Here is a 20,053-nt window from a genome sequence, read left to right as displayed (position 1 = left end):
GAGATCGTAACGCCGCACCGTGCCCGATTATTCCCCTGAGATCGTAACGCCGCACCGTGCCCGATTATCCCCTCTCCCCTTTGGGGAGAGGGTCAGGGTGAGGGGCAGCTACGGCTTCTCAACCAACAGCGCTTCCATCAGGTCGAGATCGTGCAGCAGTTTTTGCAGCGTCTCGTTGCTGATCTCCCGGGTGGCGCGCAGGTGGTAGAGCTCCGCGCGTTCAGCGCGCAGTGCGGCCAGGCGGAAGCGGCGCTCAAGGTTCTCTTCCTGCAGCGAGCTCTCCACGTCATTGCGGCCATCCGCGCGGCGGCGCAGGTTACCAATGACTCGTGAACTCACCTCTTTCAGCAGCTGGGTGTCAAGGTTCTCCTCGGTATCGGCCGCCAGGCGCTCTTCCATCTTCTGAATAGTGACAATCGCCACTTCAGCGGTGGCCGCCCGGGCGATACGCGCCTCTTTATGCTGCTGGACGTGATCGCCCACCTCCATGTGTTGCAGCAGAATCGGCAGCATCACCACGCCGACAAACAGCGAGAACAGGATCACGCCAGCCGCCAGGAACACCAGCTCGTAGCGCGCCGGGAAGACGTCCCCGGTCGGCAGCAGCAGCGGAATGGAGAGCACACCGGCCAGGGTGATCGCCCCGCGTACCCCGGCGAAGGTCGAAATCAGCAGCTCACGGGTGGTCCAGGAGCCAAACTCCATCGGTTTGTTTTTCAAAAAACGCACGCTGAATTTTTTCATCGTCCACAGCCAGCCGAAGCGCACCAGCATCAGCGCGGCGTAAATCAGCACGATATCGGTAAACAGCATCCAGGTTTCGACGTTCGGGTCGGCCTCTGCCGCCACCAGCGACGATTCGAGAATGCCCGGCAGCTGCAGGCCCAACAGCAGGAAGACCATGCCGTTAAAGACAAACTCCAGCATTGCCCAGGTGCTGTTGGCGCGCAGACGCATCGCCAGCGGCGCGGTACGCATCACCCCGGAACGGGTGATGGTCATGCCTGCCGCCACCGCCGCCAGAATGCCCGATACGCCAATGTGCTCCGCGATCAGGTAGGAGGCGAAAGGCAGCAGGAACAGCAGCACGATCTGCGTGGCGGGTTCATCGCCACCCCAGCGGCTGAGGAAGCGCAGCGAACGGCCATACAGCCAGCTCACCACGAACCCGGCGAGGATGCCGCCAATCGCCACTTTGAAGAACTCTACGGTGGCGCCGCCGATGGTAAAGATCATGGTGCCCATCGCCACGGCGACGGCAAATTTCAGCGCCACCAGGCCGGAGGCGTCGTTCATCAGCGCCTCGCCCTGCAGAATACCCATGATTTTTTTCGGCATGCGGCCCTCCCCGACGATGCCGGACAGCGCCACGGCATCGGTGGGTGACAGCACCGCCGCCAGCGCAAAAGCGGGTATCAGCGGGATCCCCGGCACTATCCAGTAGATGAGGAAGCCGATCCCCACCACGGTGACGACCACCAGCGCCAGCGCCAGACCCAGGATCTCGCGCCCGTGTTCGAGAAACTCCCGCGTGGGCGTTTTCCAGCCGTCGGCAAACAGCAGAGGCGGAATAAACAGCACCAGAAACAGTTCGGGATCGAACTCGACATGCAATCCGAACGTCGGCCACGCCAGTAGAGCACCAATAGCGATCTGCATGAGCGGCAGCGGTAGCTGAAAGGGCAGTACGCGGGTAACTACCCCGGAAAGGGAGACCAGAAGGGTCATAATGAGTATTGTGAAGAAGATTTCCATGCGTTCCCTGTTTGCGATGATTCTGTTCGTTGAGGCCACTGGCATCGTGCCTTAGTCTATCTTTCCCAGAGTAACGCATATGACAACGAGATGTGTTCTGAAAATAAAAACGGGCGGCCTGAGCCACCCGTTTTTATACGCCGTTGACCGCTTAGATAGCCCAGCCGCCCGCGTAGAACACCACCAGCGCGACGGCAATCACCACCGTGCCGATGTTCAGCTTACGCCATTCGCCAGAGACGATACGGCCGATCACCAGGGAGGCAAAACCAATCATGATGCCGGTTACGATGTTACAGGTCAGCACGATAAACACCGCGGTGATAAGTCCGGCCATCGCATCGACGAAATCGGCAAAATCAATCTTCGCCACGTTGCTCAGCATCAGCAGGCCCACATACATCAGCGCAGGGGCGGTGGCGTATGCCGGCACCAGATAGGAGAGCGGCGCGAGGAACAGGATCAGCAGGAACAGCACCCCGATGGTAATCGCCGTCAGGCCGGTTTTACCGCCTGCCGCGGTACCCGCCGCAGATTCGATGTATACCGCTGCCGGAGCGGCGCCTACCAGACCCGAGAAGACGCTGCTCAGGGAGTCGGTGGTCAGCGCTTTGCCGCCATCGATAATCTGCCCGTCTTTATCCAGCAGGTTAGCCTGACCGGCCACCGCGCGGATGGTTCCGGTGGCATCGAAGACCGCGGTCATCACCAGCGCCAGCACGCTTGGCAGAACAACCGGGTTCAACGCCCCCATGATATCCAGGCTGCCAATCAGCGAGTTGCCGTTTTCATCACTCAGGGATGGCATGGCGAACACGCCGGAGAAGTGCACGGCAGGATCGAAAATCAGGCCGACAATAGAGACGCCAATGATGGTCAGCAGGATGCCGCCCGGCACCTTCAGCTTTTCCAGACCGATAATCACCGCCAGGCCAATCAGGGACATGATCACCGGGAAGCTGGCGAAATTACCCAGCGCAACCGGCAGACCATCCAGCGGGTTCTTGATGACCAGGCCCACGCCGTTGGCGGCAATCAGCAGCAGGAACAGCCCGATGCCGATCCCCGTGCCGTGCGCAATACCCTGCGGCAGATTGCGCAGGATCCAGCTACGGATACCGGTGGCAGAGATGATGGTAAACAGCACACCCATCAGGAACACGGCGCCCAGCGCCACCGGCACGCTGATCTGCTGACCCAGCACCAGGCTGAAAGCGGTAAAGGCGGTGAGCGAGATAGCGCAACCAATCGCCAGCGGCAGGTTAGCCCAAAGACCCATTACGATAGAACCGACGCCGGCAACCAGACAGGTGGCGACAAAGACCGCCGCCGGCGGGAAACCGGCTTTACCCAGCATGCCCGGCACCACGATCACCGAGTAGACCATGGCCAGGAAGGTCGTCAGACCGGCAACGATTTCCTGACGCGCGGTGCTGCCGCGGGCAGAAATTTTAAAAAAGGCGTCGAGTGAACCGCCGGTACGCGCAGATGGCGTAGACATAGAAAACATCCCCTGAAAATGATAATTGTCGCCTGTCAGCGTGACGGACACTCCACGACCAGCAAAACGTCATATCCTTGTGCTGCGTTTATGACAAAGAGGGGCGTCATAAAAAAGCAAACGTTTAGCTTCGCGCTGACAAAACGGGTATTGAAATGAAGGCAAACGATTATCCGGCTTAAACACGGGCATTTTCAACTTAACTTTGACGTTTTCTGCCAAATTACCTGCGAGGCGGTGAAGAAGTGAACAGAGTATGCGCAAACGTTATCGTGAATGCGCAATTTGATAACATTTTCAGGAGCCGCCGGGGATCTCGAACGGTCCCCCTTGCTGGATCGCCCGCTGCCAGGCCGGGCGCATTTCGACGTTTTTCTTCCACGCCTGCAGGCGAGGAAGATCGTCCATGCCGCCGCGTTCAAGGAGGGCCAATACCGGGAAGCTCATCTGCACGTCCGCCATGCTGACATGATCCCCGGCAAACCAGCGATGATCCTTCAGCGAAGACTCCAGAAAACGGGCGTGCGTTTCCAGCTGGCGGTTGAGATAGGCCTTCTGCACCCCCTGCCCCAGCGTTTTGCCCAGCGTTCGCAGGCCAAAGGGGATGGGCGGTTTACCGAGACTTGAGAAGACCAGTTTCATCAGCAGCAGCGGCATCAATGAGCCTTCCGCGTAATGGAGCCAGAAACGGTAATGCAGCTTCAGCTCGCGATCCTGCGGCTTTAACTGAGATCCGGGATCGTATGTTTCCTGCAAATATTCGAGGATAGCGCCCGATTCCGCCAGGATCAGGCCATTGTCCTCCAGCACCGGGGATTTACCCAGCGGGTGGACTTTGCGCAGCGCCGCGGGAGCCATCATGGTCTTATCCCGCTCATAACGAACGATCTGATAAGGCAGAGAAAGCTCTTCCAGCGCCCAGAGCACGCGCTGCGATCGGGACTGATTGAGGTGGTGGACCTTAATCATGGTCATCTCCAGTGTGAGGTATTCACTAACTATAGAAAATTGCACAACCTGACGAAAAAATTTTGCCGAGTTTTCGCGCGAACAGGCTGGTAAACCTGAGGCCGCGGCCTAGACTTAAAGTGTCAGCACAAACCGGAACCTCCACCAGATGCTCGACTGAGGGGTGTTGATGTCGGGGGAAACCCTCCTGTGAACCAGCGGGATAGAGAGAAAGACAAAGACCGGGAATAAACTAAAGCGCTCTGTTGTGGCGCTTTAGTTTTTTATGCGTCGGGCTAATCCTCTTCCAGCAGCCGCGCGCCGGTTCCCTGCTCGCCCAGCTTATCCCCGGGGTTACGCAGCGGGCAGTCGCTGCGCGACAGACATCCACAACCAATGCACCCGTCCAGCTCATCGCGCAGCGCCACCAGGGTATGAATGCGCCGATCCAGTTCATCACGCCACTGGGAGGAGAGCGCTTTCCACTCTTTCGCGCTCAGAGTATGGCCTTCCGGCAGGATGCCGAATGCTTCGCCAATGGTGGCCAACGGGATCCCAATGCGCTGGGCAATCTTAATGATGGCCACATAGCGCAGCACGTCGCGAGTATAGCGGCGCTGATTTCCAGTGTTGCGGATGCTCTTAATTAACCCTTTGCTTTCATAGAAATGCAGCGCAGACACCGCCACGCCGCTCCGCCTTGCTACCTCGCCTGGAGACAGCAGCGGTTTAATCCGCGGTAATTTCTTTTCCATAAAACCCCTTTACCTCAAGTTAACTTGAGGAATTATACTCACCCGCAGACCAAACGACGAATCAAACGATACAGATGTATCCAGAGAGAGGCTGCTCTATGTCGCATCAACAAATTATTCAGACACTTATTGAATGGATGGACGACCATATCGATCAACCTTTGAGTATCGATGTGGTGGCTAAAAAGTCGGGTTATTCAAAATGGTATTTACAGAGAATGTTCCGCGCCGTCATGCACCAGACGCTGGGCGAATACATTCGTCAACGCAGATTACTGCTGGCCGCACAGGCGTTACGCACCACCCAACGGCCTATTTTTGATATCGCCATGGATTTGGGATATGTCTCCCAGCAGACGTTTTCCCGCGTCTTCCGCCGCGAGTTTGATCGTACTCCCAGCGACTATCGCCACCAGCTCAATTAGTGGCTATGGACAAGGGACGGCGCAACGGGCTGATGTTGCCAGGTCATGAAATCCTGTGGTGACATCGCCCTGGCAAAGTGCCAGCCCTGGCAATACTGAACGCCGCGCTTGTTTAACCACATCACCTGTTCCGCTGTCTCCACCCCTTCCGCGATGGTTTTCAGGCGCAGGCTTTGGGCCATTTCGATAATGTGCTCGACGATAAGATGGCTGGTGCTGTTGGTGGTCAGCGTATCGATGAAGGTCTTATCGATTTTCAGGATATCCACGTTCAGCGAGTAAAGGTTGTGCAGATTGGAATAGCCGGTACCAAAATCGTCAATCGCCACTTCATAACCTGCCTGGCGGAAAGCCTGAATCACCGGCGTGGTTCTGGGTACGTCAATGAAGCCGCGCTCCGTCACTTCGATTTTTATCTGCTGGGCGCGGACGCTGTAGTGCCGGGCTTTATCGGTAATCATCGCAATCAGGCGTGAAGAGTGAAAATCCGTTGCCGAGAGGTTAATGGAGATATAGAGATGTGGGTTACAGGCCAGGAAATGACCCAGATCGCTGAAGACTTCTTCTACCACATAATCGGTGATCCGTTCGCTCATGCCCTCTTTTTCTGCCAGCGGGATAAACTCTACCGGACTCATGACCGGGCCGTTAAAACCAGGCCAACGCAACAGCGCCTCTGCGCCTACACATTCATTTGTTTTAATATCGATAATCGGCTGGTAATGCAGACACAGCTGTCTTTTATTTAATGCCCGATGCAATAAGCGCCCCGGTGAATTGAATTCGCGTCGCGTTCTCGACCACATCAGTAAAATAATAATGCTGCTGATCATCCCCAACGGCAGGGTTAATGTTGCCTGATGATAGAGAACTTCATAAAACCGCTGGCTGGTTGTTGAAACAATGGCGGCAATCGGGCGTTTATCCGAGCGAACAATAGTGTAAAAACGGCCTTCGTTCTGGAAAATAGCTTCATTATCACCAGTCAGCCTTTTTAATTCATTTTCTTTTGCCTGTTCGCTGATGGAGAAAAAGTCGTTATTTACCGTGTCAAATACGCCCCATGCCAGGGAGCGATCGGCAGACATCACTTCGCTATAGGTTAGGGGATTGACCACCACCACATAATTACCGACCTGCATATAGGTCATTTTATATCCCGCATAAAACGGCGTGTCGCGGTAATAATAGATAAAGACGTCAGGAGCGCGTTGGTAATTGGCAGCAGAAATCGTATACGGGTTTTCGGGAGTGTTGGTCGTTGAGCAGAGAAAGTGTTTGCCTTCGGCGTAAAGGAGATCAGCAATGTAGAGTCGGCCCCGGACAATATTTAACATATATTGCCGATGTTCCGGCGTACAAATATCACCCGAGTATTTTTCGGCAGCGTGACGAGCCAGCTCAACCTGCTGAATAACCAGTTCAGTTTTGTCTAAAGCGAGTGCAGCAAAGGAGCGAAGTTGGCTGCTTGTTTCGTTGACCGCGCGTTGCTGAGCAAACCATAGCGCAAGCATCACAGGTAGCAAAACTACCATGATAACCCCGACTATCCTCAGCACCTTGTCCCGTGCGTTACGATTCATTTCCGCCCTATTATCCCTGCTTTTTATGTGCCTGTAGTCATGAAGGCCGGATGCTTTGCTAAACAGGTGATTACGTTGCATGAATCATGCGAAGTTAGCAACTGACTTTTAACGCCAATAACCTAATATTTAGTTATGCCGATAATATTTGTCCGTAAGCCAAACTGAAAGTATTCGTTTCGTGTTAATTAAGTTAAATAATTACCGGTCCAGCAAGCCCGGCTTCCGGATAACGCAACAGAAAATCGTCGATTAAGCCAAACTCCCCCTGGAGTAAAAAAAGCGCAACTCCACCGTGAAATCTTATGCTATTTATCCATGGGAATGATTAAAGTGATTTATAAATAATCAACCGCGACGATTGTTTTTCCCCTTCCACCGCGCTTGGCATCGTACAGTGCCTTATCTGCGCTAATGAGTAGCGATGAGGTATCGCGCGGTTTTCCGCTCACCTCTACTACGCCCGCGCTGAAGGAGAGCGTTAAGGTTCGGCTGCCGACCTTAAGCGGCGTGAAAGAGAGCGCCTGGCGGAGCGCCGTTGAGAGTTGCACCGCCGCGTCGCTGCGAGTTTTAGGCAGCAGCAGTAAAAACTCCTCTCCACCTACCCGCCCCAGCGCCGAACCCGGCGGGATTAGCGCCCGCAGGCAGTCGCAAAAATGCACCAGCGCGGCATCGCCCACCAGATGGCCCCACTTATCATTAATTTGCTTAAAGAAATCCAGGTCGAGCATCATGACAGAGAAGTGGCTGTCGGCCTCCTCGCGCCGGCTGGCCTCCAGCGCAGCACCAATCTGCTGCAGTATGGCAAAGCGATTCAGACAGCGCGTCAGATCGTCGGTGGTGGCCTTCATCTCCAGCTGCTGCTCTGCTTTTTTACGCGCGGTAATATCAAGCCCGATATTGAGGATCGAGCCGTCCGGCAGGGAGATGTTCGACCACAAAATCGTCAGCTGGACGCCGTCCCGCCGCATTGGATGCCATTCATACATATCGTTCAGGGGGGCGGTATTAACCGACTCGCGCACCCGTCGCCGCACCTCCGGGTCAGGATAAAAGAGCGCCAGCGGATCGGGATGGGTGTTGATCTCCGCCATCGTCCAGCCAAATACCTTTTCACACTCAACATTCCACAATACGCAGCGGCTATGCCGGTCGAACGAGTTCATCAGTACCGGTGCCCGCTCAAACAGCGTTTTATACTGGGTGATCACCCGCTGCATCTCTTTTGCTGTGCGTTCACGGGCAACGAGACCGGTCACATAATCTTTCAGTTTTTCAACCAGGATCACCACCACCTCTTTCAGCACGGTGATGCTGCTAAGGGATTGCGTAAAGCCGAGGAAGAAGTAGCCGTTGCAGGGATCCTGTTGCGGGGAGAGTTTATACAGCACGCCACACTGTAATTGCGTATAGCCCGGATGCGCACAAGGAAATAAAAGCGTACCAGCATTCTCTTTCCAGCAGATCACTCGCCATGCACGATGATGACGTTGCAATAACCCGCTGGCGAGAAAGGTTTTAATTTCCGACGGTTGGCACGTTAATTCACCGACACTGACAAACTGCTGCTGACCCGCATCATCCTCTATCATCATCCAACACAGTTGGGCGCCAAAGGTATGATTAATCGTCTGCAGGAGATCCGTTAAGGTTCGCTGCGACGATAATTTTGGCATTAATTTAGCTAATGCGTGCAGGGCCCGTGTACTGTCATTTATATTTTCTCGATTTGTTTGCTTCATCGTTTTATTCGTAGCTCATTAACGAGATAAAAATGTCGCAACGAATAGATCAGGCATGAAGGGACAGGCAGTCAGCATCTATTAATGCGGCTGTCTCACCCTGTCGAAAAAGAACGCGTGTGTAAAAGTAAAAGTACAGAAAATAATAACCAGTTAAAGCCTGATTTATTTATTACGGGCAAATTAGGTAACCGGTTGAAGCATAATCCATAGCCCTGAGGCTGTAAATATTGTACATCGGCGCTTTACCTGTACATGTTTTCTTATCTCAATGAATTATCAATAAAGTTATCGCAACCAGGGCGGTTAGCAGACTAAAGATATATTCCTAAGACTTATAACCACAATAAATAAAAGGTTAAAAAACGCCATTTTCATGCGTTTGCCCACTGGCGAATAAAAGAACAAGTGTGATATAGTTCACACATCTTATGTAACGCAAAACATTGTTTCATTTTGTGAGTCTGAGCTTGCCGATAGCCAGTTTGCCACGTCCGGGCAACGTCGTGCTATACCCGGCGGCGGTTATCTTTGAGGATCGGTCTTATGGCAGCTATTACCACCGGCGTTGTCTTTGCACGCTGGGAGTTATTGAGCGCGGTGCTGATGTTCCTGGCCAGCACATTGAATATTAAGTTTAAGAAATCGGATTATGCGGTACTTGCGGTGTTCAGCACTTTTCTTGGGCTGGCTGCGGCATGCTGGTTTGCTACCGGCCTGCTGGGCATCACCCTGCTGGATATGGCTGCCGTCTGGAGTAACGTCAAAGCGATCATGGTTGAAGCGATGAGCCATACGCCGCCGGACTGGCCAATGATGTACACCTGATGCCCGCTGGCATTTCCGCAGCAAACAAAAAACCCAGACAGCTGTCTGGGTTTTTTTTTTGCGAATCGCAGGTTCTGGTTATCAGAACGGGATATCGTCATCGAAATCCATTGGCGGTTCGTTGGACTGCGCCGGTGCAGACGGCTGCTGCGGACGAGACTGTGCGCCACCGCTGAACTGGTTGCCGCCCTGCGGCTGCTGCGGCTGACCCCAACCACCCTGCTGCTGCTGGCCGCCACCTGCCGGTGCGCCACCGCCCTGACGGCCACCCAGCATCTGCATGGTGCCGCCGACGTTCACCACCACTTCGGTAGTGTATTTTTCCTGACCGGATTGATCGGTCCATTTGCGGGTACGCAGCTGGCCTTCAATATAGACCTGAGAACCTTTACGCAGATACTCACCGGCTACCTCAGCCAGTTTGCCAAACAGCACAACGCGGTGCCACTCGGTCTGCTCTTTCATCTCACCGGTCGCTTTATCACGCCAGGATTCGGAGGTAGCCAGCGTAATGTTGGCCACTGCACCACCACTTGGCATATAGCGTACTTCCGGGTCCTGGCCCAGATTACCGACGAGAATCACCTTGTTTACGCCTCTGCTGGCCATGATCGTGTCTCCTGAAAACATTTCTGAATAGTGTAAGCGCGCGAGTGTACCATTTCCACGTGGTCTTCCGATAGTTTCGAAGCATCTTCCAGAGTTCTCACGAACTGTACATTGTTGCACACTTAATCAGAATTTGCATTCCAATACTGTATATCCAGACAGGTTAATTTGTGTCATAATTAGCCGTTTCTGCCGGTTGTCCTTCAAACAAACCAGGCATTCCGTGTATCTACCTACCGGGAAAGGTGAATGGATAAGATCGAAGTACGGGGCGCCCGCACCCACAATCTCAAGAATATCAACCTCGTCATCCCTCGCGACAAACTGATTGTCGTCACCGGGCTGTCGGGCTCAGGCAAATCCTCTCTGGCTTTCGACACCCTGTATGCCGAAGGACAGCGTCGTTACGTTGAATCGCTCTCTGCTTATGCGCGTCAGTTCCTGTCGCTGATGGAAAAACCGGACGTCGACCATATCGAAGGGTTGTCGCCTGCCATCTCCATTGAGCAGAAGTCTACCTCACATAACCCGCGTTCCACCGTCGGGACCATCACCGAAATCCATGACTACCTGCGTCTGCTGTATGCCCGCGTAGGCGAGCCGCGCTGCCCGGACCACGATGTGCCGCTGGCGGCGCAAACCGTCAGCCAGATGGTGGATAACGTGCTGGCGCAGCCGGAAGGCAGACGCCTGATGCTGCTGGCGCCGATCATAAAAGAGCGCAAGGGTGAGCACACCAAAACCCTGGAGAACCTCGCAAGCCAGGGCTATATCCGCGCCCGTATCGACGGCGAAGTGTGCGATCTCTCCGATCCGCCAAAGCTGGAGCTACAGAAGAAACACACTATCGAGGTGGTGATCGACCGCTTTAAGGTGCGTGACGACATGACCCAGCGCCTGGCGGAGTCGTTCGAAACCGCGCTGGATCTCTCCGGCGGTACGGCGGTGGTCGCCGATATGGACGACCCGAAAGCGGATGAGCTGCTCTTCTCCGCCAACTTCGCCTGCCCGGTGTGCGGCTACAGCATGCGCGAGCTGGAACCACGTTTGTTCTCGTTCAACAACCCGGCGGGCGCCTGCCCGACCTGCGATGGTCTGGGCGTACAGCAGTATTTCGATCCGGAGCGCGTGATCCAGAATCCGGAACTGTCGCTGGCTGGCGGTGCCATTCGCGGCTGGGATAAGCGTAACTTCTACTATTTCCAGATGCTGAAGTCGCTGGCAGAGCACTATAAATTCGACGTTGAAGCGCCGTGGGGCAGCCTCAGCCCAACCGTGCACAAAGTGATCCTGTTCGGTTCCGGCAAAGAGAACATCGAGTTTAAGTACATGAACGATCGCGGCGATACCTCGGTGCGTCGTCATCCGTTCGAAGGCGTGCTGCACAACATGGAGCGCCGCTACAAAGAGACCGAATCCAGCGCCGTGCGTGAAGAGCTGGCGAAGTTCATCAGCAATCGCTCCTGCGCCACCTGTGACGGTACCCGCCTGCGCCGCGAAGCGCGCCACGTGTATGTGGAAAACACGCCGCTGCCGACCATCTCGGACATGAGCATTGGCCATGCGATGGACTTCTTCAACAACCTGAAGCTCTCCGGCCAGCGGGCGAAAATCGCCGAAAAAGTGCTGAAAGAGATTGGCGATCGCCTGAAGTTCCTGGTAAACGTCGGCCTGAACTACCTGACGCTTTCCCGCTCCGCAGAGACGCTCTCCGGCGGCGAGGCCCAGCGTATCCGTCTGGCGAGCCAGATTGGTGCGGGTCTGGTGGGGGTGATGTATGTGCTCGATGAGCCCTCCATCGGGCTGCACCAGCGCGACAACGAACGTCTGCTCGGCACCCTTATCCATCTGCGGAATCTTGGCAACACGGTGATTGTGGTTGAGCACGATGAAGATGCCATCCGCGCGGCAGACCACGTGATCGACATCGGTCCAGGCGCAGGCGTACACGGTGGCCAGGTGGTAGCCGAAGGGCCACTGGAGGCGATCATGGCGGTGCCGGAATCCTTAACCGGCCAGTACATGAGCGGTAAGCGGCAGATTGCCGTACCGGAAAAACGCGTCCAGGCCGACCCGGAAAAAGTGCTGAAGCTCACCGGCGCCCGTGGCAACAACCTGAAAGACGTCACGCTGACCCTGCCGGTCGGCCTGTTCACCTGCATCACCGGGGTATCGGGTTCCGGTAAATCGACGCTGATTAACGATACTCTGTTCCCGATAGCCCAGACGGCGCTGAACGGTGCGACGCTGGCTGAACCGGCGCCGTATCGCGATATCCACGGTCTGGAGCACTTCGACAAGGTGATCGATATTGATCAGAGCCCGATTGGACGTACTCCGCGCTCCAACCCGGCGACCTATACCGGCGTGTTTACGCCGGTGCGTGAACTCTTTGCCGGCGTGCCGGAATCGCGTTCCCGTGGTTATACGCCGGGCCGCTTTAGTTTTAACGTGCGCGGCGGTCGCTGCGAAGCCTGCCAGGGCGATGGAGTAATCAAAGTTGAGATGCACTTCCTGCCGGATATTTACGTGCCGTGCGACCAGTGCAAAGGTAAGCGCTATAACCGCGAAACGCTGGAGATTAAGTACAAAGGCAAGACCATCCACGAAGTGCTGGATATGACTATCGAAGAGGCGCGAGAGTTCTTTGATGCCGTTCCGGCGCTGGCGCGTAAGCTCCAGACCCTGATGGATGTCGGTCTGACCTACATTCGTCTGGGCCAGTCGGCTACCACTCTTTCCGGTGGAGAAGCGCAGCGCGTGAAGCTGGCGCGTGAGCTCTCCAAACGCGGTACCGGGCAGACGCTGTACATTCTGGATGAGCCGACCACCGGTCTGCACTTTGCCGATATCCAGCAGCTACTGGACGTGCTGCACCAGCTCCGGGATCAGGGCAATACCATCGTGGTGATTGAGCATAACCTGGACGTGATTAAAACCGCGGACTGGATTGTCGATCTCGGCCCGGAAGGCGGCAGCGGCGGCGGCGAAATCCTGGTCTCCGGCACCCCGGAAACCGTCGCAGAGTGCGAAGCCTCGCACACCGCCCGCTTCCTTAAACCTCTTCTGAAGTAGTCACACTGAAAGCTGCTGCCGGGTCATCTCCGGCAGCAGTTCAACCGCCTGCTTGTAAGAGGCATCCACCAGATAGTAAATCTGCGAATCCGGAATCGACCCGTCCAGATAGACCGTGCTCCAGTGCGCTTTATTCAGGTGCTTGCTGGGACGCACGTCGTTGTGCTGCTGGCGCAACAGTTCCGCCAGTTCAGGGCTGGTTTTAAGCGAGGCTGCCGGACGCCCCTCCACATCTTTCACCATCGCAAACAGCACGTCGGCGACCTTGATCTGGGTGGCCTTCCAGTCGCTGTGTACGCTTTGCTCCGCACCCGGCTTGTTCATGCAGTACTGAAGTATCTCCGAAATTGTCATCATTATTCCCCTTGTAGCGTGGCGATGATGTTACGCGAACCGCCATGGATACGGTGTTCTCCCAGCCAGATCCCCTGCCAGGTGCCCAGCTGCACGCGCCCGTGATTCACCGGCAGCAGCAAAGAGACGCCCAGCAAGGAGGATTTAATATGGGAAGGCATGTCGTCTGGCCCCTCGTCATCATGTTCCCAGCGGGCGTTGTCAGGAACGGATTTGAGAAAATGCTGCTCCATATCGGAACGGACGGTGGGATCGCAGTTCTCGTTAAGGGTGAGAGAGGCTGACGTGTGTTGCAGCAACAGATGCAGTAAACCAATGTTGATGCGGGGAAGATCGCGGATTTGCCCAATGACCTCGTCCGTCACCAGATGAAAACCGCGAGACCTGGCGCGCAGGGTCAGGGTTTGCTGATACCACATGTGCTGCTCCGTTTTACAGGATAATCCTTCTAAGTGTGCAGCAATACGACGAAAGGTAAAACCCGTTGCGGGTAAATTTGTTTAAAAAGCGTGCTTTCCTGGGCCGGCTACCAGTGTGGTGTCACCCCTTTACGGCCCCCTTCGCTAAGGGAAAGAGGCCGCGAGTAAGTGCTTACATTACAGCAGCAAAGGCCTTCGCCACGCGCTGTACGTTGCCGCTGTTCAGGCCGGCGACGCACATTCTCCCGCTGGCAATCAGGTAGACGCCAAACTCCTCGCGCAGGCGATCCACCTGCTGCGCGCTAAAGCCGGTATAGCTGAACATGCCGCGCTGCAGCAGCAGATAGTCAAAATTGTGCCCCGGAACGGCCTCCTTCAGCACATCTACCAGCGTCTGACGCATGGCCAGAATGCGGGTACGCATCGCTTCCACCTCTGCCAGCCACTCGGCTTTGAGTTCATCATCGCCCAGTACGGTCGCCACCACCTGCGCACCAAAGTTGGGTGGGCTGGAATAGATGCGACGCACGGTCGCCTTCAGCTGGCCCAGCACGCGCCCTGCTGCGTCCTGATCTTCGCAGACCACGGACAGGCCGCCGACACGTTCGCCATACAGCGAAAAGATTTTGGAGAAGGAGTTGCTGACCAGCGCCGGCAGGCCTGCGCTGGCTATGGCGCGAATGGCGTAAGCGTCCTCTTCCATCCCGGCGCCAAAGCCCTGATAGGCGATGTCGAGGAATGGGATCAGGTTGCGGGCTTTGAGTACCTCGATCACCGCGTCCCACTGATCGTTCGTCAGATCGGCGCCGGTCGGGTTATGGCAGCACGGATGCAGCAGCACAATACTGCGTTCCGGCAGGGTGCTCAGTTTTTCCAGCAGCGCGCCAACGCGCACGCCGTTGGTCTGGTCGTCGAACCACGGGTAGGTGTTAACGGTAAAACCCGCGCCTTCGAAGATGGCGACATGGTTTTCCCAGGTCGGATCGCTCACCCAGACGCCCGATTCCGGGAAATATTTATGCAGGAAGTCGGCACCGACTTTCAGCGCACCGGAGCCACCCAGAGTCTGGATAGTCGCAACACGTTTCTCCACCAGCACCGGATGGTCTGCGCCAAACAGCAGCGGGGCGATGGTGTGACGGTAGCTGTTGAGCCCTTCCATCGGCAGATAGAGCGATGCACCGTGCGGCGTGGCATTGAGGCGCGCTTCGGCTTTTGCCACCGCCTGCAGCTGCGGAATGATGCCCGCTTCGTTGTAATAAAGACCGATACTGAGGTTAACTTTATCGTCGCGGGGATCTTCTTTGAAACGCTCCATTAAGGAGAGGATAGGGTCGCCAGCATAGGCGTCGACTTTCTGGAACACGCGATGGTTCTCCGGATAATAATGAGGCAGGGAATTCCACAATAAACCGGAAGCAGCAGAAGATCGAGAGGATGTTAAGGAAGATGGGGTGTGAACGACAGAACCTGCTTTACTCCTTCTCCCATCATGAGTGAGGGATGCCCAGTAATTTTCGCAATGAACTGATTACAGGATAATAAACGGCCTACAGCGGCTCCCTGGTCCGGCTGAAAAGCGCCGAAGCGTTGACCGCAGGCCGGGGCGAGGCGCATGGATACGCCGAGAGGGCGTGACCTACATGGATGTAGGATCACGCCCGACCCGATAGCCGGAGGGAATAAGCTGAGGGTACCGCGAAGCGGCGATTTTCTTTGCCGGGAGCCGGGATTGTGAAGGGGGTGGCGGCGAGCCCCCTTCACACGTTCACGGGTGATGCGCCTGACAGAGACCACCACTACAACCGCATGTTCCCCCTCGCCCCAGCCCTCTCCCTCAAGGGAGAGGGGGCCGACCGTGCGGATTTCCATTCCAGCAGGGGAAAGGAAAATCGATATCAGTCGAGATAGTGCATCGCCACCCGCGACGTCAGTCGCGTGATAAGTTCGTAAGCACTCACATTGGTAATCTCAGCAATCCGCTCCACGGGCAAACCTTCACCCCATAAAGTCACCGGATCCCCCGCTTTCTCCTGCGCCTCTGGCCCAAGGTCGACACAGATCATGTCCATCGCCACGCGTCCGACGATAGTCACTTCGCGACCGTTCACCAGCACCGGGGTACCGGACGGTGCCGCGCGCGGATAGCCATCGCCGTAGCCCATCGCCACTACCCCCAGACGCGTGTCGCGCTCGCTGATCCAGGTCCCGCCGTAGCCGACCGGTTCACCGGCTTTGTGCTCGCGCACCGCAATCAGGCTGGAGGTGAGCGACATCACCGGCTGAAAACCGAAGTCCGTCCCCCAGGGTTTGCCCTCCAGCGGCGAGACGCCGTAGAGGATGATGCCCGGACGCACCCAGTCGAAGTGAGACTGCGGCCAGAGCAAAATGCCGCCGGATGCTGCGATAGAGCGCATGCCCGGCTTGCCTTCGCAGAAGGTGCTGAAGATATCGAGCTGCTGTTCGGTGGCGCCGCACTCGGGCTCATCGGCGCGGGCAAAATGGCTGACGATATTGACCGGTTGACGCACGTTGTGGCACTTGCTCAAGCGCTGGTAAAACGCCTGAGCCTGTTCCGGGCGCACGCCCAGACGGTGCATGCCGGTATCGAGCTTCATCCACACGGTGACGGGCTCGCTGAGCGCGGCGTTTTCCAGCGCCTCGAGCTGCTCCAGATTGTGCACGGCGGTATGCAGCTTTTGAGCGGCAATGGTCGGCAGATCGGCGGCGTTGAAAAAGCCTTCCAGCAGCAGAATCGGCTGGGCGATCCCCCCTTCGCGCAGGCGCAGGGCTTCTTCGAGACGGGCGACGCCAAAGGCGTCGGCATCGGGGAGCGTTCGCGCGGTCTCGATGAGACCGTGTCCGTAAGCGTTCGCTTTCACGACTGCAACCAGTTTGCTGGCAGGGGCCAGTTCACGCAGGCGTTGCAGGTTGTGTCGCAGAGCGCGGCGGTTAATAACTACAGTTGCCGCTTGCATTTGAATTCCTTAATAAAAAGTCTCTCCAGAATCATTCCCGTTGCAGGAAGGCGACGGGCCCGTGAATCCCCGGGAGCTTAGTAAACCAAGTGACCGGGGTGCGCGGGCGCAGTCAACGCCCCTGCGGCGTGAAGGATGATGGAGCGTTATTCGTCGTCGTATTGCGGGCCAGCATAGTTATCAAAACGCGACCACTGGCCGTTAAAGGTAAGACGTACCGTCCCGATTGGGCCGTTACGCTGCTTGCCGATAATGATCTCCGCGATGCCTTTCAGGTCGCTGTTCTCGTGATAGACCTCATCACGGTAGATGAACATGATTAAGTCGGCGTCCTGCTCGATGGAGCCGGATTCACGCAGGTCGGAGTTGACCGGGCGCTTGTCGGCGCGCTGTTCCAGGGAGCGGTTGAGCTGCGACAGCGCCACCACCGGCACCTGCAGCTCTTTCGCCAGCGCTTTCAGCGAGCGCGAGATCTCGGCGATCTCAAGCGTTCGGTTATCAGACAGCGACGGGACGCGCATCAGCTGGAGGTAGTCGATCATGATAAGGCCAATGCCACCGTGCTCGCGGGCGATACGGCGCGCGCGGGAGCGCACTTCCGTCGGCGTCAGGCCGGAGGAGTCATCAATATAGATATTGCGTTTTTCGAGCAGAATGCCCATGGTGCCGGAGATCCGCGCCCAGTCCTCGTCGTCGAGCTGGCCGGTACGAATGCGGGTCTGATCCACGCGCGACAGCGAGGCCAGGGAACGCATCATGATCTGCTCGGAGGGCATCTCCAGACTGAAGATTAAAACCGGTTTATCCTGCAACATCGCCGCGTTTTCAACGAGGTTCATCGCAAAAGTCGTTTTACCCATCGACGGACGCGCAGCAACGATAATCAGGTCCGACGGCTGCAACCCGGCGGTCTTTTTATTCAGATCGTCGTAGCCGGTGTTAACCCCGGTGACACCGTCGTGCGGCTGCTGGAACAGCTGCTCGATACGCGACACGGTGGCATCGAGCACGTCAGCGATGTTCTTTGGGCCTTCGTCCTTATTGGCGCGGCTTTCGGCGATTTTAAACACCCGCGATTCGGCCAGATCGAGCAGTTCGTCGCTGTTTCGCCCCTGGGGATCAAACCCGGCTTCGGCAATTTCGTTAGCCACGGAGATCATATCGCGTACTACCGCACGTTCGCGCACGATATCGGCATAAGCGCTGATATTCGCCGCACTTGGCGTATTCTTCGACAGCTCGGCAAGATAGGCGAAGCCGCCTACTGTCTCCAGCTGCCCCTGGCGCTCCAGCGACTCCGCGAGGGTGATCAGGTCGATGGGGCTGCCGGACTCCTGCAAGCGCGCCATTTCGGTAAAGATATGGCGGTGCGGACGGGTATAGAAATCGTCAGTGACAACGCGCTCGGCGACGTCGTCCCAGCGTTCGTTATCCAGCATTAAACCGCCCAACACCGACTGTTCCGCTTCGATCGAGTGAGGCGGAACCTTTAACCCGGCTAACTGCGGATCGCGTTCGCGGGGTTCAGTCTGTTTGTTGAAGGGTTTGTTTCCTGCCATAGTGAATGGAGTTACCGAGATAGAGAGTGGGTCGAAAGATTACCATATTTTCTAATTCTAATGGAGGGAGCATGGCAACGCGTATTGAATTTCACAAGCACGGCGGCCCGGACGTTCTCAGGGCGGTAGACTTCACTCCCGCCGCGCCTGGCGATAATGAAGTCCAGGTCGAAAACAAAGCCATTGGCATTAACTACATCGACACCTATATCCGCAGCGGCCTCTATCCGCCACCCGCGCTGCCAAGCGGCCTGGGGACCGAGGCCGCGGGCGTGGTGGTGAAAGTCGGCAGCGCGGTGAAACATATTAAAGAGGGCGATCGCGTGGTGTATGCACAATCGGCTCTCGGTGCCTACAGCACCGTTCACAACGTTCCGGCAGATAAAGCCGCCATCCTGCCCGGTGCCATCTCGTATGAGCAGGCTGCTGCCTCCTTCCTGAAGGGGCTGACGGTCTACTATCTGTTGCGCAAAACCTATGAAATCAAACCTGACGAGCAATTTTTGTTTCATGCTGCCGCTGGCGGCGTGGGCCTGATCGCCTGCCAGTGGGCAAAAGCGCTGGGGGCTAAACTCATCGGCACGGTCGGCAACGCGCAAAAGGCGCAGCGTGCGCTGCAGGCGGGGGCCTGGCAGGTGATTAACTATCGCGAAGAGAGCATTGTCGAGCGGGTGAAAGAGATCACCGGCGGCAAAAAGGTGCGCGTGGTGTATGACTCGGTGGGTAAAGATACCTGGGAAGCCTCGCTGGACTGCCTGCAACGCCGCGGACTGATGGTCAGCTTCGGCAATGCCTCTGGCCCGGTGACCGGTGTGAACCTTGGGATCCTCAACCAGAAGGGGTCACTGTTCGCTACCCGCCCTTCGCTGCAGGGCTACATCACCAACCACGACGAACTGGTTGAGGCCAGCAATGAGCTGTTCTCGTTGATTGCCAGCGGGGTCATTAAGGTGGATGTGGCCGAGGCGCAGAAGTATCCGCTGAGTGACGCGCAACGCGCGCATGAAGTGCTGGAGAGTCGGGCGACGCAGGGATCCAGTTTACTGATCCCCTAATAAAGAAATTGGGCTTCCCGTAGGAAGCCCTTTTCTTTTTTTGTTCGGCTGTATGTAGGGTACAGCGCGATGAATTCTTTAACGGCAGTCATAGTGACAGATTCGATAACTAAATCCTATTCTGTTCTAAGTAAGGATGCCGTAAAAGTTGCAAGGATGTGACGAACCGCTCAATACCTTAGTAACGAAAACGGTTATTGCGCTGATAGCGTGGGATTTTTGGCGATTTAATCACCCGTATCGCCCACACCACCGCCACGGCTAACAGCAGCCACGGCAACAGTTTTAGCATCAGAGCAAACAGTCCCCCGATAAACATCACCACTGTCGCGACCACCAGTGCGGCAACGATCCCCAGCAGCGAGACGCCGGTCACCAGCAGCATGACAAAAAATCCAATCACAAAAAGTAGTTCCAGCATGGCTCTCTCCCAAAATGCATCACAACGATACGCTGCTATTACTATT

17 protein-coding genes are annotated in these 20,053 nt (G+C 56.2%); 4 read left to right on the top strand and 13 right to left on the bottom strand.

Annotated elements, in window-relative coordinates:
- Positions 1-108: 108 nt before the first annotated feature.
- The 4 genes from MXM41_RS11170 to soxR all read right to left on the bottom strand — a co-directional run bounded on the left by MXM41_RS11170 (position 109) and on the right by soxR (position 4,959).
- Positions 109-1,755: a Na+/H+ antiporter gene (locus MXM41_RS11170; RefSeq protein ID WP_325931984.1), complete on the bottom strand. Its 1,647-nt coding sequence runs from the start codon at positions 1,753-1,755 to the stop codon at positions 109-111.
- A 151-nt stretch (positions 1,756-1,906) separates the two neighbouring features.
- Entirely contained in the window at positions 1,907-3,256 is a 1,350-nt protein-coding gene (ghxP, locus tag MXM41_RS11165; protein ID WP_325931982.1) for a guanine/hypoxanthine transporter GhxP, read from the bottom strand.
- A gap of 297 nt (positions 3,257-3,553) precedes the next feature.
- Positions 3,554-4,225, bottom strand: coding sequence for a glutathione S-transferase (locus MXM41_RS11160; RefSeq protein ID WP_325931981.1), 672 nt, complete (start codon positions 4,223-4,225; stop codon positions 3,554-3,556).
- Between the two features lie 275 nt (positions 4,226-4,500).
- Positions 4,501-4,959, bottom strand: a complete 459-nt coding sequence (soxR, locus tag MXM41_RS11155) for a redox-sensitive transcriptional activator SoxR (protein WP_039031952.1) — start codon at positions 4,957-4,959, stop codon at positions 4,501-4,503.
- A 98-nt stretch (positions 4,960-5,057) separates the two neighbouring features.
- On the opposite strand from soxR, the gene soxS reads away from it, so the two are divergent.
- On the top strand, positions 5,058-5,384 hold the full coding sequence (gene soxS, locus MXM41_RS11150; protein ID WP_039031951.1) for a superoxide response transcriptional regulator SoxS: 327 nt from the start codon (positions 5,058-5,060) through the stop codon (positions 5,382-5,384).
- Here soxS and MXM41_RS11145 read toward each other — a convergent pair.
- Both MXM41_RS11145 and MXM41_RS11140 read right to left on the bottom strand, forming a co-directional pair.
- The gene (locus MXM41_RS11145; protein WP_325931979.1) at positions 5,381-6,967 is read right to left on the bottom strand and encodes an EAL domain-containing protein; all 1,587 of its coding nucleotides are present in this window, start codon (positions 6,965-6,967) and stop codon (positions 5,381-5,383) included. The two genes, soxS and MXM41_RS11145, sit on opposite strands and share 4 nt — an antisense overlap.
- Positions 6,968-7,305: 338 nt before the next feature.
- Complete coding sequence (locus MXM41_RS11140; RefSeq protein ID WP_325931978.1) at positions 7,306-8,709, bottom strand: sensor domain-containing diguanylate cyclase; 1,404 nt, start codon at positions 8,707-8,709, stop codon at positions 7,306-7,308.
- A 546-nt stretch (positions 8,710-9,255) separates the two neighbouring features.
- Here MXM41_RS11140 and MXM41_RS11135 point away from each other — a divergent pair.
- Positions 9,256-9,537 (top strand): YjcB family protein, encoded by a 282-nt coding sequence (locus MXM41_RS11135; RefSeq protein ID WP_325931977.1) that lies wholly within the window; start codon positions 9,256-9,258, stop codon positions 9,535-9,537.
- 81 nt (positions 9,538-9,618) lie between these two features.
- Here MXM41_RS11135 and ssb1 read toward each other — a convergent pair whose 3' ends face one another.
- Positions 9,619-10,146 carry a single-stranded DNA-binding protein SSB1 gene (gene ssb1 / locus MXM41_RS11130; RefSeq protein WP_103177858.1) on the bottom strand — a complete coding sequence of 176 codons (528 nt, stop codon included), beginning with the start codon at positions 10,144-10,146 and terminating at the stop codon, positions 9,619-9,621.
- 249 nt (positions 10,147-10,395) lie between these two features.
- Here ssb1 and uvrA point away from each other — a divergent pair, with 249 nt between their 5' ends.
- Entirely contained in the window at positions 10,396-13,221 is a 2,826-nt protein-coding gene (uvrA, locus tag MXM41_RS11125; RefSeq protein ID WP_325931976.1) for an excinuclease ABC subunit UvrA, read from the top strand.
- Here uvrA and MXM41_RS11120 read toward each other — a convergent pair whose 3' ends face one another.
- The 5 genes from MXM41_RS11120 to dnaB form a co-directional block, all read right to left on the bottom strand.
- Positions 13,222-13,575, bottom strand: coding sequence for an MmcQ/YjbR family DNA-binding protein (locus tag MXM41_RS11120; RefSeq protein ID WP_103825401.1), 354 nt, complete (start codon positions 13,573-13,575; stop codon positions 13,222-13,224). It abuts the gene before it with no gap.
- A gap of 2 nt (positions 13,576-13,577) precedes the next feature.
- Positions 13,578-13,994, bottom strand: a complete 417-nt coding sequence (locus MXM41_RS11115) for a secondary thiamine-phosphate synthase enzyme YjbQ (RefSeq protein ID WP_325931975.1) — start codon at positions 13,992-13,994, stop codon at positions 13,578-13,580.
- A gap of 172 nt (positions 13,995-14,166) precedes the next feature.
- On the bottom strand, positions 14,167-15,360 hold the full coding sequence (gene tyrB, locus MXM41_RS11110; protein ID WP_325931973.1) for an aromatic amino acid transaminase: 1,194 nt from the start codon (positions 15,358-15,360) through the stop codon (positions 14,167-14,169).
- A gap of 532 nt (positions 15,361-15,892) precedes the next feature.
- On the bottom strand, positions 15,893-16,972 hold the full coding sequence (alr, locus tag MXM41_RS11105; protein WP_325931972.1) for an alanine racemase: 1,080 nt from the start codon (positions 16,970-16,972) through the stop codon (positions 15,893-15,895).
- Between the two features lie 146 nt (positions 16,973-17,118).
- Positions 17,119-18,531, bottom strand: a complete 1,413-nt coding sequence (gene dnaB / locus MXM41_RS11100) for a replicative DNA helicase (RefSeq protein ID WP_325931970.1) — start codon at positions 18,529-18,531, stop codon at positions 17,119-17,121.
- Between the two features lie 71 nt (positions 18,532-18,602).
- Here dnaB and MXM41_RS11095 point away from each other — a divergent pair, with 71 nt between their 5' ends.
- Complete coding sequence (locus tag MXM41_RS11095; protein WP_325931968.1) at positions 18,603-19,586, top strand: quinone oxidoreductase; 984 nt, start codon at positions 18,603-18,605, stop codon at positions 19,584-19,586.
- Between the two features lie 178 nt (positions 19,587-19,764).
- On the opposite strand, the gene pspG is transcribed toward MXM41_RS11095, so the two are convergent.
- Positions 19,765-20,007 (bottom strand): envelope stress response protein PspG, encoded by a 243-nt coding sequence (pspG, locus tag MXM41_RS11090; protein WP_325931966.1) that lies wholly within the window; start codon positions 20,005-20,007, stop codon positions 19,765-19,767.
- Positions 20,008-20,053 lie beyond the last annotated feature (46 nt).

The organism is Leclercia adecarboxylata, assembly GCF_035787115.1.
GTDB lineage: Bacteria > Pseudomonadota > Gammaproteobacteria > Enterobacterales > Enterobacteriaceae > Enterobacter > Enterobacter adecarboxylatus_E.
This window is presented reverse-complemented; position numbering and strand designations above follow the sequence as displayed.